Source organism: Lentzea albidocapillata (assembly GCF_000719115.1).
Taxonomy (GTDB): Bacteria; Actinomycetota; Actinomycetes; order Mycobacteriales; family Pseudonocardiaceae; genus Lentzea; species Lentzea albidocapillata.
In genome coordinates this window covers 303,748-321,279 of sequence record NZ_JOEA01000014.1, presented here as the reverse complement: position 1 = coordinate 321,279, position 17,532 = coordinate 303,748, and the positions used below count along the sequence as shown (strand labels likewise).

The window sequence follows — 17,532 nt, the reverse complement described above, 5'->3', positions numbered from 1 at the left end:
TGGCGGAAGGCGGCGGCGGTGCCAGGGTGGGGTTCCTAGGGGAACATCATTCGGGGGAGTGCTGCCGCTATGGAACTGTCGCGTCGCGAACTGCTGACCCGCTCCGGCCAAGCCGCCGCTGTCGCCACCGCCGCGTCCACGCTCACGATCGGCGCCGCCCAGGCGGAGCCCGGCGAGCGGGTGAGGCTGACGCAGGGCACGAACATCTCGGTCTCGCGGTCGCGGGACGGCAAGTGGCTCGCCATCGATCTCGTCACCGCCATCTGGGTGCTGCCCTCCACCGGCGGGGAAGCGCGCAAGCTCACCGACGAGCTGCAGGACGCCTCGCTGCCGTCGTTCGGGCCGGGCGGGCAGATCGCGTTCCAGTCCTATCGGGACGGCAACTACCACCTCTACGTCATCGGGCTGGACGGCAAGGGGCTCAGGCAACTCACGCGGGGGAGGTACGACCACCGGGAGCCCGCGTTCTCGCCGGACGGCAGGCACCTCGCGTTCGTCAGCGACCGGGCCGGCAGCTACGGCGTGCACCTGCTCGAACTCGCGACCGGCACCATCACGCAGCTGACCGGCGTACCGGACGAGGCCGCGGCGCCGCAGTGGTCGGGTGACGGCAAGCGGATCATCTTCACCGTCGGCAACGCGGCGGTCGACACGGTGACGCTGGACGGCGTACGTGAGCGGCTCGTCACGGCTCCGGCGGGTACGCAGTTGTTCGGGGCGGCGTTCGGGCCTGGTGGTCAGCCCAGCTACACGCGGATGCGGCCCGGTCAGGCCGAGTTGATGCTCGGGACGACCGCGGTGGTCACGGGCCAGGACGTCTTCGGGTTCGCGCCGGTCTGGGACGGCGACAGCGTGCTCTACACCGCGGACGGCCGAATCCGCAGGCGTGCCAACGGGTCCACTGAGGACATTCCGTTCGAGGCCATGGTTCCGGTGCGCACGAACCGCAGGCCGCACCGCACCAGGAACCTCACCGGCGGCGCGGTCAAGGGCATCGCCGGTCCGGTGGTGTCCAGTGACGGGAAGATCGCCTTCCGGGCGTTGAACGCGCTGTACGTGCTGAGCGACGGCAAGGCCACGAAGCTCACGGACGGCAGGTACTTCGACTCCGACCCGGACTTCTCGCCCGACGGCAAGAAGATCGTCTATGCCAGTGATCGCACCGGCGTCGCGCAGCTGTGGGTTCGCGACCTGGACACCGGCAAGGACGAGCTGTACGCGCCGGCGCCGCACGCGCAGATCACGCCGCGCTTCTCGCCGGACGGCACCAAGGTCGCCTACCTGGACCAGGACGGCCAGGTGTGGATCACCGACCGGCAGGCGCGCAGGCGGGTCACGCCGACGCTGTTCCAGCCGGGCCGCCCGACCTGGTCGAAGGACGGCGGCACGGTCGCACTCGCCGCGGTGAAGCCGTTCTCCCGCCGGTTCCGCGAAGGCACCAGCCAGATCCTGAGCATCGACCTCGTGAGCGGCGAGCTGAAGTACACCGAGCCGATGCCGTTCCGCTCGATCGCCACCCGCGGCGACGACGGCCCGGTGTGGTCGCCGGACGGCAGGCACCTCGCGTTCGTCGTCGAGAGCGTCGCGTGGGTCGTCCCGGTCGACGGCAAGGGCACCTTCCAGGGCGAGCCGCGCCAGATCACCCGCGAGGTCACGGACTCGCTGGCGTGGCACGGCAACGAAGCGTTGGTGTACCTGAACAACGGCCGGATCCGGAAGTCCACTCTGGACGGCAGGGTCACGACCCTCCGGCACGGCCTGACCTGGCGCAGGCCGAAGGCGCCGGAACGCAAGGTGGTCCACGTCGGCGCCTACTGGGACGGCGAGGCGCACGAGCTCAAGCACAACGTCGACATCGTCGTCGAGAACGGCAAGGTCGAGGAGATCCGCCCGCACCGCGGCAGGGCGGACGTGGACGCGTCGGGCCTCACCGCCATCCCGGGCCTGATCGACGCCCACAACCACTGGCACCTGCGCGGCCGCCAGTGGGGAGCGCGGCAGGGCAACGTCTGGCTCGCGTACGGCGTCACGACCGTCCGCTCACCGGGCGACCCGGTCTACCAGATGATCGAGACCAGGGAGGCGCTGGCGGCGGGAACCCTGACGGGGCCGCGGTTCTACGCCACCGGCGAGGCCGTCGACGGCTCGCGCGTCTACTACAACTTCATGCGCCCGACGCTCGGCAAGGCCCAGCTCGACCTCGAACTGCGCCGAGCCCACGAGCTCGGCTACGACATGATCAAGACCTACGTCCGCCTGCCCGTCGAACTGCATCGCGCCGCCGTGCAACGGTCCCAGGTGCCGCTGTCGTCCCACTACCTGTACCCGGCCGCCAACATCGGCATGGACGGCATGGAACACGTCGGCGCCACCAACCGGCTCGGCTACTCCCACACCATCACCAGGCAGGGCAAGGCCTACCAGGACGTGGTGGCGCTGTTCACCAGGTCCGGCATGTCGATGACGCCCACGCTGTTCCAGTCACGCGCCCTGTACGACAACGACAAGTCGCTGGCCACCGACGAACGCACCCGCGTGCTCTACCCGCCGTGGGAGTACGAGCGGAACCTGGCCGACGCCAACAGCCAGGGCACCCCGGCGGCCACGGCCTCCCGGGCGATCCTGAAGGGCTGGGTCGAGTTCGCGCTGAACGTCCACCGGGGCGGCGGGTTCGTCATCACCGGCACCGACGCGCCGCTCGACAGCCCCGCCACCGCCACGCACCAGAACCTGCGCGCACTGGTCGAATACGGCTTCACGCCAAGGGAAGCGCTCATCACCGCGACCCGCAACCCGGCGAAGTGGCTGGGCCTGCCGCTCGGCGCGATCAAGCCCGGCGCCCCAGCGGACATCGCGTTCGTGCAGGGCAACCCGCTGACCGACATCAAGGCGGCGGCGAACGTCGAGCAGGTCATGGTCGGCGGAGTGCTCCACCGGGTCCCTGACCTGCTTGCGCCCTACCGGCAGTCGCAGGCGCTCACGATGTCAGCCGCGCTGGACCCGTTGCCGTCGGCGGAGAACAAGCATTGGTGGCACGAGCCGGAGTGGGCCGAGCGCGTCTGCTGCGATCACTGAACGGGTGCCGCCGCGAAGCTCGGTTCCGCCGCCGCCAGCCGCGGTGCGGGAACGCCCAGCCGGCGTGCCTCCGCCAGCGTGTCCCGGCAGATCACCCGCGGCTCCTCGGCTTCGGGGTCGGAGTGCGCCGCGAAGTTGTCGCGCACCGGCCCGAAGTGAGCGGTCAGCCAGGCGAACAGGGGAGCCGTCAGCCAGGTCGGCGCGCGGAACAGCAGCGCACGGCGTCCCACTACGACACCCCGTGCCTCGACCAGCGGCAGCAGTTCGCGCCCGGCCAGCAACGCCTCGCGCAGGTCGCGCCTGCGTCCCGCGAGATCGGCCAGCGCGCCCAGCCTCAGCCCCTGTGAGAACAGCCCGGCGTCCGACACGAAGTGGATCAGCAGCCAGCCGCGGAAGTCCGGTTCCTCCTTGATCCGGAACCCCGCCTCGCGGAACACCCGCCGCACGACCCGCCCCCGTTCCGTCTGCGGGCCGACGGTTCCGAAGAGGACGGACGGCAGGATGGCGCCACGCAGCACGCCGTTCTCGTCGAAACCGCCGCCCGCCTGGGGAAAGCCCCACGCGACCTGCTCGGCGGGAAGCGCGCCGATCGCGTCCAGCGGCTCGGCCCAGATGTTGCCGAACACCAGCACCGTGGCCTTGCCGACGCGGGGTGCCAGGAAGTCCGCCGCCTCGGTCAACCGGTGGTGCCCCACGCTCAGCACGATCAGGTCGAAGTCGTGGTCCGGCTCCAGTTCCTCGCGGAAGCGCACCGGCCACTCCTGCTCGACACGCTGCCCCCACACGCGCCGCCGCGTGTCGCGCAGGTCCAGGCTCGTCGTGTCCCCGTACTGCGCCGCGCGGCCGGGCCGGACGTAGAACTCGACGTCGTGCCCGGCCTGTTCCAGCGCCCAGCCGTACACGGTGGCGATCACGCCGCGGCCGAACATCAGGATCTTCACGGTGCACCTCGTGGGTTACGATTAAAGTGGAGACAATCTCCACTTTCGAACGTAGGGAGGCAGGTTCAGTTTGTCAACGCGAGGCAGTGACAGGCCGCTGCGTGCGGACGCCCAGCGCAACCGCCAGGCGCTGCTGGCCAAGGCCAGGGAGATCTTCGACGCCGGGGAGTTCTTCGACCTGCGCTTCGACGACTTCGCCCGGCTGGCCGGCGTCGGCACGGGCACGCTGTACCGCCACTTCCCGACCAGGGAAGCGCTGGCCGAAGCGGTCTACCGCGAGGAGGTCGTCGCACTGTGCGACCGGGCTCGCCGGCTGCTGGCCACGTCACCCCCGCTGGAGGCCCTGGCGGCCTTCCTTCGCGACTTCGTCGACTACCTGCACGAACACCACGGCCTGGCCCGGACGCTGGCCACGCTCATGACCACCGGCTCGGAGGCGCTCGCCGACGGCAGCAGGGCCTTGGAGGAGGCTGTCACCGACCTGGTGGCCGCCGCCGTCGAGGAGGGCACCGTCCGGGGCGACGTGGGCGCCGGCGCCGTCATGATGGCGCTGCACGGCATCGGTGCGGCCCACGACCGCCCTGGGTGGCGGGCGGAGGCTGACGGCGTCATCACCCTGGTGCTGGACGGGCTCGTTCAGGGGGCCCAGCCGAGCATGCCGAACGACTCCCCGGCCAGGTAGCCGGTGATCCCGGCGGCGGGATAGGAGATGATGTCCTCGGGCAGCGCGTCCAGCCCGAACCACCGCAACTCGGAACACTTCTCCGGCTCGCGGTTGACCGGCTCCCCGCTCCACCGCCGGACCTCGAAGTACAGCCCGAGCCGCGGTTCCACGCCGGATCCGTTGGCGTGCAAGGTGTGCACGTGCCGCAGGTCGCCGGGCTCGATCACCACCCCGACCTCCTCCGCGGCCTCACGCACGGCACCATCGAGCACGGACTCGCCCGCGTCGAGCTTGCCCGAGGGCAGGTGCCAGAGGCCGTCGAACCGAGGGTCGGCGTCGCGGCGCCGGGTGAGCAGCACCTCGCCGTCGCGCACGAGCAGCACGTGGACGTCGATCAGGTGGCGGTCGGCCATGCGCCCACCGTAAATGATCTGCGTTGAGCCACGGGGTCGTGACACGATCGTGCCATGACAGCCTTCGCGACCCCCGAGAACATCGCCGCCCGCACCAACGCCGCACGAGACGCCGCGGTGGCGGCAGGTCGCGAACTAGGCCTGGAGATCACCGAGGGCAAGGTGCTCTACGACCTGTTCTCCGTCGTCGTGCACCTCGCACCGTCGCCCGTCGTGGCCCGCGTCCCGACCGTCCTGCCGCACACCACGACCCTCGAGTCACTGGCCAGGCGCCAGCAGCAGGAACTCGACGTCGCGCGGTGGCTGCACGACCAGGGCACTCCGGTCATCCCGCCGAGCCCGCTGGTACCGCGCGAACCCGTGCAGCGCGACGGTTTCTCGATCACCTTCTGGCCGTTCACCGACGAGGACAAGTCCGCGGAACCGGACTACATCAAGAACTCCGAGCTCTCCGCCGACCTGCACAAGGCGCTGCAGGACTATCCCGGCGAGCTCGAGTTCCTGTCGTCGGCGGAACCGCGGTTCGTCCGCGAGGGCCTGCAGAAACTTCACGGCCTCGACATCGTGACCGAGGAGGATCTCCAGCGGGCGCAGGCGGAATGGGAGGTCCTGGAGCCGCTCGTCAGCTCCCAGGCCGCGTTCGAGGCGAAGTTCCCCGGCATCGGACTGCAGCCCATCCACGGCGACTCACCGCCCGCGAACATCTTCGCCGGCACCGACGGCCCGCTGTTCTCCGACTTCGAGCTGATCACCTACGGCCCGGTCGAATGGGACCTGGCCGGCCTCGGCCTGGAGTACGAAGCCGCCTACAACCGGGGTGCGCGCAAGAACGGCCTGCGTGAGCTTGACAGGGAGGTGCTCCGGTTCGTCAACGCGGTCGGCGCGATCCGGGTGATCGCCTACCTGTCGTGCGCGGACCAGCTGCCCGCCATGGTGGACTTCATGCAGCCGTTCATCAACCAGTGGCGGGACACCGAGTCTTACGCGCGGTGACCACGATCTTCACCACGTCTTTCACCGCTCAGCAGGGCACCTCGCGGCGTCGGCCCCCGCCCCCCATATGCCCGATATGAGGGGCGGGGGCCGACACCACGATGCACCCGTCTGAGGGGCGAAAGACGCGGCAAAGGTCAGTGGTCACCGCGCTTACGCGTGAGCGGCCGCTCGATCCCCAAGCCAGGCGACGATCTCCTCAGCGGGCAACGGCTCGCTGAGGAAGTACCCCTGCACCACGTCACACCCGGCCTTGGCCAGAGCCGTCCACGTGTCCTGGTCCTCCACGCCCTCCGCGACGGCCTGCAGCCCGAAGTTCCGGGCCAGCGCCACCAGGGCGTGCACGATCGCGCTGTCGCCGGCATCCGTGCACATGTGCGTCACGAACGAGCGGTCGAGCTTCATCTCGTGCACGCGCATGCTGCGCAGGTACGAGATCGACGAGTAGCCGGTGCCGAAGTCGTCGATGGACAGCCGCACGCCCAGTTCGGTCAGGCCGCGCAACACCTCCACCGCTCGGTCCGGGTCCGAGATGATCGCAGACTCGGTGATCTCCAGCGTCAGCAGGCGGGCGGGCAGCCCGTGCCGCTTGATCAGGTCGGCCACGTCGCCGGGGAACTCGGTGTGGTGCAGGCAGGCCGCGCCCACGTTCACCGAGACCGGCACCTCCCAGCCCGCGTCCGACCAGGAACGGCACTGGCGCAGGGCCGCGTCGATCACGTACCGGGTCAGCGGCTCGATGAGCCCGTTCTCCTCGGCGATCGGGATGAACTCGTCCGGGCGCACCAGGCCGCGCGTCGGGTGTTGCCAGCGGGCCAGGGCCTCGACCCCGCACACCGCGCCCGTGTCGGCCAGCGCCTTGGGCTGGTAGTGCAGGAGCAACTCGCCGCGGTCGATCGCGTGCCGGAGCTCCGTCACGGCGGTCAGGTGGGCGGCGCCGCGTTCGTGCAGGCGGGCGTCGTAGACGGCGACACCGGACTTCTCGCGCTTCGCCGCGTACATCGCGATGTCGGCGTGCCGCAGCAGTTCGTGGCCGTCGCCGGAGTCCGACGGGCACAGGGCCACGCCGACGCTGCCCGCTATCTCGAGCTCCAGGCCCTCCAGCGTCACCGGCATGGCCAGTGCCTGCAGGATCTTGTCCGCGACCATGCTCGCGTTCTCCGCCGAGCCGACGCCGGGCAGCAGCACGGCGAACTCGTCGCCGCCCAGCCGTGCCACCAGGTCCGTGTCGCGCACCGCCCACGACAGGCGGTTCGCCACCTGGCGCAGCAGCAGGTCGCCGGTGTGGTGCCCGAGTGAGTCGTTGACCTCCTTGAACCTGTCGAGGTCCACGATCAGCAACGCCAGCGCCTCGTCCTTCTTGCGCGCCTTGTCGACGGCCTGTTCCATCCGCCGCGCGAGCAGCGTCCGGTTCGCGAGGCCGGTCAGGGCGTCGTGGTGGGCCTCGTGCTCGTTCTTCGCGGCCTGGCGCAGGATCATGCGGCGCTGTCCGAGCAGCACCATGCCGAACAACGCGACCAGGGCCGCGTCCAGCACGAACACCACGATCTGCGCGATCCGCAGCTGCGCGTTCTTCTCGTCGGCCGAGCGCAGGTACTCGGTGGTGTCGAGGCGCTTGACCCCGATCGTCGAGGAGATCTGGCGCCGCAACGACGAGTGCGCGAGCCCTGCCTGGTCCGCCTGCAACGGGTCGGTGCCGGCGACGACCGCGCGCAGCATGGCCGTGCTCTGGTCGTACAGCGCCAGCAGCTTGCCGGCCTCCGCCGCGTCGGGCGGCAGGCCGTTGGCGCGCAGCCACTCCAGCTCGGCGCGTGCGGAACCGACGGAGTTCTCCAGCGGTTCGACGGTCTGCTCGGTCCGCGCGACCTGCAGGTCGCGCAACGCGTTGTCGGCGACGTTGATGTGTTCCAGCACGCGGGCCCACCGCTCGCTGGTCCTGTTGAGCTCCCGCACGTGCGCGGTCGTGGCCTGCGCGCTGATGCTGCTCCACAGCGCCAGTCCCGCCAGGACCAGCAGTCCGAACGTCAGCCCGACCGTCGCCACCCTCGCGGTGGCGCGGCCCTCCCAAAAGCTCACCGTGCCTGCTCCAACGGTCGCACCCAGCTCGCCGGATCCTCGACGAAGCTGTCGATCTGAGGCTGGAAGAACTCCCTGCGCGCCTTCTCGGACTCCTGCCGGTGCAGGACCTGGTCCAGGTTCGTCGTGGTCACCGTCAGTCCCGGCGTCTCGATCCAGCCCTCCGGCAGCGCCGCGCCGCCCTTGGCGTGCCGCGCGAGAAGCCAGCCTGCCACAGCGCCCTTGAGGTAGTGCTCGGGAGAGATCGACGCCACCATCGCGCCGTCCCGCACCGCCTGCAACGTTCTCGGGTCGACCCCGAACCCGCCCACCAGCCACCTCGCCGACTTCTCGGTCTTCAACGCGGCGAGGTTGACGCCGTCGCAGTCGCCCGTACCAACGAACGCGAGGGCGTTCGGGTTCGCCGCCACGAGACGTTTCCACGTATCGCGATTCGCGGAGTCGTCACGTTGCGTGTCGAACGGGCCCAGCACCACTACCCCCGGTAGCTTTTCGGCGAATCGTCCCCGGATTCCTTCTGCCCGGTCGTCGAACCCGGCGAGTCCCGGAGCGGTGTTTCCCAGCACCACCGTCCCGGTCGCGTCCGAGGGCATTCGGCGCATCAACTCGTCAGCCAGCTTTTCGCCGAGTTCGTAGTTGTCGTTACCGACGTGGAGTTTCACCCCTGCGCTCTTGGTGAGCCGCATGTCCACGCCGACGACCGCGACGTGCTGCGCCAATGCCTCACCGATGGACGGCGCCATCAGTGACGGCTCCGACGTCGCCACGGCGATTCCGCCTTTCGCGGCCATCGTCAAATCGCGGAACAACTCGACTTCCTTGTGCCCGTCCTGTCCGGGAGGCCCGGTCACCGTCGCGCTGACCCCGCCGACGCGGCCGACGCCCTCGTGAAAGCCACTGGTCATCTCCTGTGCGAAGGAACTACCGGTGCGCTTCACCACGAAACCCACGTGCGGCAACGCCTGGGACTCCGCGGCGGCACCGCAGCCCGCTGACAGCACCAGAACCAGCACCAGCGCCGCAGCTCGCATGGATGACCTCGGGCTCGCTCGACCTACGGAGTGATTGATCTCCAGAGCGGCCGATGCTACATCGGACGGTGCCAAACCGGATAACGCCTGCCGATACCGGCAAGCGCTTTCACGTTCCGGAACCGATCAGGCGGGTTCGTAACCGAGGTTGGGACGCAGCCACTGCTCGACTTCCTTGAGCGGCTTGCCGTACCGCCGCGCGTAGTCCTGCACCTGGTCGCGGCCGAGCCTGCCCACGGTGAAGTACTTCGCCCCGGGGTGCTGGAAGATCAGGCCGCTCACGCTCGCCGCCGGGTTCATCGCGAACGATTCGGTGAGCGAGATCCCGATTTCCTCCTCCGCGCCGAGCAGATCGAACAGTTCACGCTTCACGGTGTGGTCGGGGCAGGCCGGGTAGCCCAGCGCGGGCCGGATGCCGCGGAACTTCTCCGCGTGCAGGTCAGCGAGTTCCGGCTGGGCGTCCGGCTCGAACCAGTCGCGTCGCGCCCGCAGGTGGATCCATTCGGCGAACGCCTCGGCGAGCCTGTCCGCCAGCGCCTTCACCATGATGGCGCGGTAGTCGTCGTTCTCGGCCTCGTACTTCGCGGCCAGCTTTCCGGCGCCGAGGATCGTCACCGCGAATCCGCCGATGTGGTCGCCCTCGGGTGCCACGTAGTCGGAGAGGCAGCGATTCGGGCGCGAGAGCGGCTTCTGCGTCTGCTGGCGCAGCATCGGGATCCGCACGCCGTTGTCGAGCATGATGTCGTCGCCCTCGGAATGCGCGGGCCAGTAGCTGTACACGCCCTTTGCCTCGAGCAGTTCCCCGGCGACGATTTCGTCCAGCAACGTGGTCGCGTCCTCGTAGAGTTCGCGGGCCACCGGCTGGTCGAGGATCGCGGGGAACTTGCCTTTGAGCTCCCAGGCGAGGAACAGGAACGTCCAGTCGATGAACTCGCGCAGTTCAGCGAGAGAAGGCGTCATCACACGGGTTCCGGTGAACTGAGGAGTGGGCAGATCGGAGAAATCGACCACTTCCCGATTCGTGCGCGCCGCGTCGAGTTTGAGCAACGGCACAGACTTGCGGTTTTCGTGCTGCTCACGCAGCCGGGCCTGCTCCGCGCGGTTCGCGATGTTCAGGTCATGCGCGCGCTTGCCGTCCAGCAGGTCGGAGACGACGCCGACGACCCGTGAGGCGTCGAGCACGTGCACGACCGGCTCGTCGTAGACAGGGGCGATCTTCACGGCGTTGTGCTGCTTCGAGGTCGTCGCGCCGCCGATCAGCAACGGCAGCTTCATGCCGCGCCGCTGCATCTCCTCGGCGACCGAGACCATCTCGTCCAGCGACGGCGTGATCAGTCCGGACAGGCCGATGACGTCGGCGTGTTCCTTGATCGCCGTGTCGAGGATCTTCGCGGCCGGCACCATCACGCCGAGGTCGATCACCTCGTAGTTGTTGCAGCCCAGCACGACGCCGACGATGTTCTTGCCGATGTCGTGCACGTCGCCCTTGACCGTGGCCAGCACGACCTTGCCGTTGCCGCCCGCCGTGGCCTTCGGCTCGGCGTCCATGAACGGCTCCAGGTACGCGACCGCGCGCTTCATCACGCGAGCGCTCTTCACGACCTGGGGCAGGAACATCTTGCCCGCGCCGAACAGGTCGCCGACGATCTTCATGCCGTCCATCAGCGGGCCCTCGATGACGTCGAGCGGACGCGGCAGGGCCTGCCGGGCCTCCTCGGTGTCCTCCTCGATGAAGTCGACGACACCGCGCAGGATCGCGTGCTCCAGGCGCTTGCCGACCGGGGCCTCGCGCCACGACAGGTCCACGACGCGCTTCTGGCCGGGGCCCTTGACGGTCTCGGCGTGCGAGACGAGACGGTCCGTCGCGTCCTCACGCCGGTCGAAGATGACGTCCTCGACCAGTTCCAGCAGGTCTGCATTGATGTCCTGGTAGACGACGAGCTGGCCCGCGTTGACGATGCCCATGTCCAGCCCGGCCTTGACGGCGTGGAACAGGAACGCCGAGTGCATGGCCTCGCGGACGACGTCGTTGCCGCGGAAGGAGAACGACAGGTTCGAGATGCCGCCGCTGATGCGGACGCCGGGACAGCGCTCCTTGATCCGCGGCAGGGCGTCGATGAACGCCTTGGCGTAGCCGTTGTGCTCCTCGATGCCGGTCGCGACCGCGAGTACGTTCGGGTCGAAGATGATGTCCTCGGCCGGGAACCCGGCCTTCTTCGTCAGCAGGTCGTAGGCGCGGCCGCAGATCTCGACCTTGCGGTCGGTCGTGTCGGCCTGGCCCTGCTCGTCGAACGCCATCACGACGACACCGGCGCCGTAGTCGCGGATGGTGCGGGCCTGCCGCAGGAACGGCTCCTCGCCCTCCTTGAGACTGATCGAGTTGACCACGCCCTTGCCCTGCACGCACCGCAGCCCGGCCTCCAGCACGGTCCAGCGGGAGCTGTCGATCATCACCGGGATGCGGGCGATCTCCGGCTCGGTCGCGATGAGGTTCAGGAACGTCGTCATCGCCTGCTCGCCGTCGAGCAGGTCGGCGTCCATGTTGACGTCCAGCAGGTTCGCGCCGCCGCGCACCTGGTCCAGCGCCACGGTGAGCGCGGCCTGGTGGTCGTCGGCCTCGATCAGCCTGCGGAACTTGGCCGAGCCGGTGACGTTGGTGCGCTCGCCGATCATCACGAACCCGGTGTCGGGGCCGATCTCGAACGTCTCCAGGCCGCTGTAGCGGGTGGTGTGGCGGGGCTTGACCACCTCGCGCGGCCGGGTACCGCGCACGGCGTCGGCGATGGCCTTGATGTGCGCGGGGGAGGTGCCGCAGCAGCCGCCGACGACGTTGACGATGCCGTTGCCCGCGAAGTCCTTCAGCAGGGCCGCGGTCTCGTCCGGGGTCTCGTCGTAGCCGCCGAACGCGTTGGGCAGGCCCGCGTTCGGGTGGCAGGCGACGTAGGTGTTCGCGAGGCGTGACAGGTCGGCGACGTGCGGACGCATCTCCTCGGCGCCCAGCGAGCAGTTCACGCCGACGACCAGCGGCTCGGCGTGCGTGATCGAGTCCCAGAACGCCTCGACGGTCTGGCCCGACAGCGTGCGGCCGGACAGGTCGACGATCGTCACCGAGATCCACAGCGGCAGGTCGGGCGCCACCTCGCGGGCCGCGGCGATGGCGGCCTTGCAGTTCAGCGTGTCGAAGATCGTCTCGATCAGCAGCAGGTCGACGCCACCCTCGTGCAGCGCCGCGATCTGCTCCGCGTAGGAGGCCTTGACCTGGTCGAACGTGACGGCGCGGTACGCGGGGTCCTCGACCTTGGGCGACAGGGACAGGGTGACGTTGAGCGGGCCGACCGACCCGGCGACGAACCGGCCGCCGAACTCGTCCGCGGCCTGCCGGGCGAGTCGCGCGCCGGCGAGGTTCATCTCGCGGACGCGGTCCTCCAGCCCGTAGTCGGCCTGGCCGATCGAGGTGGCGGTGAACGTGTTGGTGGTCGTGATGTCCGCGCCCGCCGCGAGGTACTGCCGGTGCACGTCGAGCACCAGGTCCGGGCGGGTGAGGTTGAGCAGGTCCGGGTCGCCCGCGACGTCGAGGCGGTGGTCGCCGAACTCCGTGCCGTAGTAGTCGGCGGGGGAGAGCTTGGCCTGCTGGAACATCGTGCCCCACGCGCCGTCGAGCACGGCGATGCGCGAGTTCAACAGAGACCTGAGACCAGCCACGCGCGCTCCCGAATAGTCGGAAGCGCCCTTGTTACGTGGTGGTGCGAGGCCGAGCGTGGCAGGCGTGAGGCCCGTTGCAGCGCTTCTCGGCTTCGCCGTCAAGTTTACCAACCACGACCATGGACCAGGAACCCGTCCCACTCCATAGGATGGCCGCTGTGACAGGAGAACGCGCGTTGGTGCTGGGCGGCGGTGGAGTCACCGGAATCGCCTGGGAGACAGGGGTTCTGCACGGACTGGCAGAGCAGGGAGTCGACCTGACGGGTGCCGACCTGTTCGTCGGGACGTCCGCCGGGTCCGTGGTGGCGGCGGAGCTGGCGGGAGGTGCTCCGCTCGCCGAGCTCTACGCGGGTCAGCTGGCGCCGCCCGACGGGGAGATCCCGGCCCGTCTCGCTTCGTGGATGGTGGTCAGGTACGCGCTTTCCTACGTGATGCCGGGGACACCGGCGCGGAAGCGGGCGCGTCTCGGCCGTGCCGCGCTCAGGGCCCGCACGCCGTCCGAGGAGTCCCGGCTGGCGGTGTTCGACTCCCGGCTGTCCACGAAGGACTGGCCGGAGCGTCCGCTCAAGGTCACCGCCGTGGACGCCGTGAACGGGAAGTTCGTGGCGTTCGACCGGGACAGCGGGGTGCCGCTGGTGCACGCGGTGGCGTCGAGCTGCGCGGTCCCGCTGGTGTGGCCGCCGGTCAGCATCAACGGCAGCCGGTACATGGACGGCGGCATGCGCTCCGTGGCGAACGCCGACCTCGCCGCCGGGTACTCGCGGGTGGTGGTCGTCGCGCCGTTGACGCGGTCGGCCAGTCCGGCGGCGACGCCCGGTGCGCAGGCCGCGAAGCTCGGGGTGCCGTCGATCGTGATCAGCCCGGACCGTGCCGCGCTGGCCGCCATCGGCACGAACCTGCTGGACCCGGCCCGGCGCAAGCCCGCCGCGGAGGCGGGGTACGCGCAGGCCGTCTCGATCGCGGAGGCCGTGCGGAAGGTCTGGGCGTAGTTTCCGCAACCGGCTCCGGCTCAGATGACTGGTCCACACCTCTTGTCCAAGTGGGCAGACCCGCCTATGGTCGCCGCGATCGCCCTTTTAGGCAGGTTTGTTAACTATTGGGTGGAGGTGGTTGTGGACAGACGATCGGCAGTGGCGGCGGTGAGCGCGGCCGGGCTCGTGATCGGTCTCCTGGTGGCGGGGACGACCAGTGCGACGGCCGCGGACCCGCTGGTGTCGCAGGGCAAGGCGGTCGTGGCGTCCTCTGTCGAGGGTGCCGGGCTGGAGGCGGCGAAAGCCGTGGACGGCAGCACAACGACCCGGTGGGCCTCGGCGGAGGGCAGTGACTCCGAGTGGATCCGGGTCGACCTCGGCTCGGCGCACGCGGTCAGCCGGGTGCGGCTGAACTGGGAGGCCGCGTACGCCAGGTCCTATCGCGTGCAGACCTCTCCCGACGACTCGGTTTGGACGGACGTCTTCTCGACCGGCGCCGGTGACGGAGGCGTCGACGACTTGACGGTGTCCGGTTCCGGGCGGTATGTGCGGGTTCTCAGCACGGCTCGTGGCACGCAGTGGGGCTACTCGCTGTGGGAGCTCGAGGTCTACGGCGTGGCCGGCGGCAACCCGCCGACGACCACGACCACTCCGCCCTCGAACGGCCTCGGTTATGCGTTCGGCAGCAGGAAGACCCCCTACGCGGCGGGCATCCTGCGGCCCTCCGGCGCGACGTCCACTCTGGACGCCGCGGTGGTGGACTACTACCAGCGCTGGAAGTCCGCGTTCGTGCGGCAGAACTGCGGCAACGGCTGGTACCAGGTGATCTCGCCGGACGCCGACCACCCGTACGTCGCCGAGGCGCAGGGCTACGGCATGGTGATCGCCGCGCAGATGGCCGGGGCCGACCCGGACGCGCGGAAGATCTTCGACGGCCTGGTGAAGTGGAAGATCGACCACCCGTCCTCGATCAACCGCGATCTCCTCGCGGCCGAGCAGGACGTGAACTGCCGCAGCGTCAACGGCGGTGACGGCGCCACGGACGGCGACATGGACGTGGCCTACGGGCTGCTGCTCGCCGACCGGCAGTGGGGCAGCACCGGCACTCACAACTACAAGCAGCTGGCGATCCGGCACATCAACGCGATCAAGGCCAGCGAGGTGAACCCGTCGACGAACCTGCTCAAGCTGGGCGACTGGTCCAGTGCGGGCGACCAGTACTACTACCTCTCGCGGTCGTCGGACTGGATGGTCGACCACTTCCGGGCGTTCCGGAAGGCGACGGGTGACTCGGCGTGGGACACGATCCGCGCCGCGCACCAGAACCTCATCGGGCAGCTGCAGCGGAACTACGCGCCGAACACCGGTCTGCTGCCGGACTTCGTGGAGAACACGAACTCCTCCCCGCGCCCGCCGGCCGGGCAGGTGCTGGAGAGCGTGAACGACGGCAAGTACTACTGGAACGCCTGCCGCGTGCCGTGGCGCATCGGCGCGGACGCGGTGACCAGCGGTGACTCCCAGTCGCTCGCGGCCTCCCGCAAGCTCAACACGTGGGTGAAGTCCAAGGCGGGCAACAACCCCGGCAACATCGCGATCGGCTACCAGCTCAATGGCACGCAGCTCTCCGGTGGCAGCGCCGCCGCGTTCTTCGCGCCGTTCGCGGTGGCGGCGACGACCGATCCGGGCAGTCAGGCGTGGCTGGACGCGTTGTGGACCAGGATGCTGCAGACGCCGATCGACGGCGGCAGCTACTTCTCGGCGAGCATCCAGCTCCAGGTGATGATCACGGTCACGGGCAACCACTGGGTTCCCTGACCAGCACTGTTCGATCGCGCAACAAAGGTCTGCACCTCTTGTTGACGAGGTCTGACCTGCATACCGTCGCCAACCACTCGCATTGACAGCTTTGTTAACTAATTGCTGGAGGCGGTCGTGGGCGGCAGAACGACGGCGATCGGGGCGGCCGGGCTCGTGCTCGGCCTCCTCGTCGCGGGAACGACCATCGCATCGGCGGCGGACCCACTGGTCTCCCGCGGCAAGGCGGTGACGGCCTCTTCCCTTGAGGGGCCGGGATTCGAGGCAGCCAAAGCGGTCGACGGAAGTACGTCGACCCGTTGGGCGTCGGTGGAAGGGCACGACCCGGAGTGGCTGCGGGTCGACCTCGGCTCGGCGCACGCGATCAGTCGGGTGAAGCTGAACTGGGAGGCCGCGTACGCCAGGTCGTACCGCGTGCAGACCTCTCCTGACGGCTCCGCCTGGTCCGACGTGTACTCGACCAGCGCCGGCGACGGTGGCATCGACGACTTGACGGTGTCCGGTTCCGGGCGATATGTCCGTGTTTATGGCATGGCCCGCGGCACGACGTACGGCTACTCGTTGTGGGAGTTCGAGGTCTACGGAGTCGGTGACGGCACCCCGCCCACGACGACCACTCCGCCCACGACCACGACGACTCCGCCGTCGACCGGCCTCGGCTACCCGTTCGGCAGCAGGCAGACCCCGTACGCGGCCGGCATCCTGCGGCCGTCCGGCAGCACGTCCACTATGGACGCCAAGATCGTCGAGTACTACCAGAGGTGGAAGGCCGCGTTCGTCAAGCAGAACTGCGGCAACGGCTGGTACCAGATCATCTCGCCGGACGCCGACCACCCGTACGTCGCCGAGGCGCAGGGCTACGGCATGGTGATCACCGCGCAGATGGCGGGCGCGGACCCGGACGCGAAGAAGATCTTCGACGGCCTGCTGAAGTACAAGCTCGCGCACCCGTCCGTCAACAACCCCGACCTGCTGGCCGCCGAGCAGGATCCTTCCTGTCAGAGCGTCAACGGCAGCGACAGCGCGACCGACGGCGACATGGACACCGCCTACGGCCTGCTGCTGGCCGACCGGCAGTGGGGCAGCAGTGGCACGTACAACTACAAGCAGCTCGCGATCAGGAACATCAACGCGATCAAGAAGAGCCTGGTCAACCCGAACACGAACCTGCTGCTGATGGGCGACTGGTCCACTTCGAGCAACAGCAGGCACTACTACGGCTCCCGCTCCTCCGACTGGATGTCCGACCACTTCCGGGCGTTCCGCAAGGCCACCGGCGACTCGGCGTGGGACACGATCCGCACCAAGCACCAGGACGTGATCGCCACCCTGCAGTCGCAGTACGCGTCGAGCACCGGCCTGCTGCCGGACTTCGTGCAGGACACCAACTCCACGGTGAAGCCCGCGGTCGGCAAGATGCTCGAACGGTCCGACACCGACGGCAAGTACTGGTACAACGCGTGCCGCGACCCGTGGCGCATCGGTGCGGACGCCGCGCTGACCGGTGACGGCAGGTCGCTGGCGGCGGCCCGCAAGATGAACTCGTGGATCAAGAGCAAGACCGGCGGTGACCCGAACAAGATCGCGGTCGGCTACTCGCTGGGCGGCACCCAGATCGCGAGCGGCAGCGACGCGGCGTTCTTCGCGCCGTTCGCGGTCGCGGCCACGACGGACGCGGGCAGCCAGGCGTGGCTGGACGCGTTGTGGAACAAGATGCTGAACGCGCCGGTCAACACGAACACGTACTTCGGTGCGAGCATCCAGCTCCAGGTGATGATCACGGTGTCCGGCAACCACTGGATCCCGTAGCCCGGTTCCGTCCTGTCGCCGCGCTGAATGCGGCGACAGGGC

General features: G+C 69.2%; 11 protein-coding genes and 1 riboswitch. Of the genes, 6 read left to right on the top strand and 5 right to left on the bottom strand.

Translation table 11 applies throughout. The features are described from left to right. The first annotated feature begins 69 nt into the window (after positions 1-69). Complete coding sequence (locus IG04_RS0123140; protein ID WP_030478792.1) at positions 70-3,075, top strand: amidohydrolase family protein; 3,006 nt, start codon at positions 70-72, stop codon at positions 3,073-3,075. Here the strand turns inward: IG04_RS0123140 and IG04_RS0123135 are convergent. Then, on the bottom strand, positions 3,069-4,016 hold the full coding sequence (locus tag IG04_RS0123135) for a ketopantoate reductase family protein (protein ID WP_030478791.1): 948 nt from the start codon (positions 4,014-4,016) through the stop codon (positions 3,069-3,071). The two genes, IG04_RS0123140 and IG04_RS0123135, sit on opposite strands and share 7 nt — an antisense overlap. Before the next feature lie 70 nt (positions 4,017-4,086). Between IG04_RS0123135 and IG04_RS0123130 the strand changes: the two genes are divergently transcribed. After that, positions 4,087-4,698, top strand: coding sequence for a TetR/AcrR family transcriptional regulator (locus IG04_RS0123130; RefSeq protein ID WP_036015500.1), 612 nt, complete (start codon positions 4,087-4,089; stop codon positions 4,696-4,698). Here the strand turns inward: IG04_RS0123130 and IG04_RS0123125 are convergent. Continuing rightward, a complete protein-coding gene (locus IG04_RS0123125) occupies positions 4,653-5,093 on the bottom strand; it encodes an NUDIX hydrolase (protein WP_030478789.1) in 441 nt (146 codons plus the stop codon). The two genes, IG04_RS0123130 and IG04_RS0123125, sit on opposite strands and share 46 nt — an antisense overlap. A 54-nt stretch (positions 5,094-5,147) precedes the next feature. Here IG04_RS0123125 and IG04_RS0123120 point away from each other — a divergent pair, with 54 nt between their 5' ends. Next, a complete protein-coding gene (locus IG04_RS0123120; RefSeq protein ID WP_030478788.1) occupies positions 5,148-6,086 on the top strand; it encodes a phosphotransferase in 939 nt (312 codons plus the stop codon). Between the two features lie 153 nt (positions 6,087-6,239). Here the strand turns inward: IG04_RS0123120 and IG04_RS0123115 are convergent, their stop codons facing one another. The 3 genes from IG04_RS0123115 to metH all read right to left on the bottom strand — a co-directional run bounded on the left by IG04_RS0123115 (position 6,240) and on the right by metH (position 12,895). Next, positions 6,240-8,162 (bottom strand): putative bifunctional diguanylate cyclase/phosphodiesterase, encoded by a 1,923-nt coding sequence (locus tag IG04_RS0123115; RefSeq protein WP_144065313.1) that lies wholly within the window; start codon positions 8,160-8,162, stop codon positions 6,240-6,242. Further along, complete coding sequence (locus IG04_RS0123110) at positions 8,159-9,193, bottom strand: sugar ABC transporter substrate-binding protein (protein ID WP_030478786.1); 1,035 nt, start codon at positions 9,191-9,193, stop codon at positions 8,159-8,161. Before IG04_RS0123110 ends, IG04_RS0123115 begins: the two co-directional genes overlap by 4 nt. Positions 9,194-9,319: 126 nt before the next feature. After that, positions 9,320-12,895, bottom strand: a complete 3,576-nt coding sequence (gene metH / locus IG04_RS0123105) for a methionine synthase (protein WP_030478785.1) — start codon at positions 12,893-12,895, stop codon at positions 9,320-9,322. A gap of 13 nt (positions 12,896-12,908) precedes the next feature. Beyond that, a riboswitch (S-adenosyl-L-homocysteine riboswitch) is annotated at positions 12,909-12,989 on the bottom strand. Between the two features lie 64 nt (positions 12,990-13,053). Here metH and IG04_RS0123100 point away from each other — a divergent pair. The 3 genes from IG04_RS0123100 (at position 13,054) to IG04_RS0123090 (ending at position 17,490) form a co-directional block, all read left to right on the top strand. Continuing rightward, positions 13,054-13,884 carry a patatin-like phospholipase family protein gene (locus IG04_RS0123100; protein ID WP_245816082.1) on the top strand — a complete coding sequence of 277 codons (831 nt, stop codon included), beginning with the start codon at positions 13,054-13,056 and terminating at the stop codon, positions 13,882-13,884. Between the two features lie 123 nt (positions 13,885-14,007). Further along, positions 14,008-15,681, top strand: a complete 1,674-nt coding sequence (locus IG04_RS0123095; RefSeq protein ID WP_030478783.1) for a glycosyl hydrolase family 8 — start codon at positions 14,008-14,010, stop codon at positions 15,679-15,681. Between the two features lie 117 nt (positions 15,682-15,798). Next, positions 15,799-17,490 carry a glycosyl hydrolase family 8 gene (locus tag IG04_RS0123090; protein WP_030478782.1) on the top strand — a complete coding sequence of 564 codons (1,692 nt, stop codon included), beginning with the start codon at positions 15,799-15,801 and terminating at the stop codon, positions 17,488-17,490. Positions 17,491-17,532 lie beyond the last annotated feature (42 nt).

Coding starts and splice junctions, on each gene's coding strand:
- IG04_RS0123140 (WP_030478792.1), top strand. CDS start 70: ATGGAACTGTCGCGTCGCGAACTGCTGACCCGCTCCGGCCAAGCCGCC.
- IG04_RS0123125 (WP_030478789.1), bottom strand. CDS start 5,093: ATGGCCGACCGCCACCTGATCGACGTCCACGTGCTGCTCGTGCGCGAC.
- IG04_RS0123120 (WP_030478788.1), top strand. CDS start 5,148: ATGACAGCCTTCGCGACCCCCGAGAACATCGCCGCCCGCACCAACGCC.
- IG04_RS0123110 (WP_030478786.1), bottom strand. CDS start 9,193: ATGCGAGCTGCGGCGCTGGTGCTGGTTCTGGTGCTGTCAGCGGGCTGC.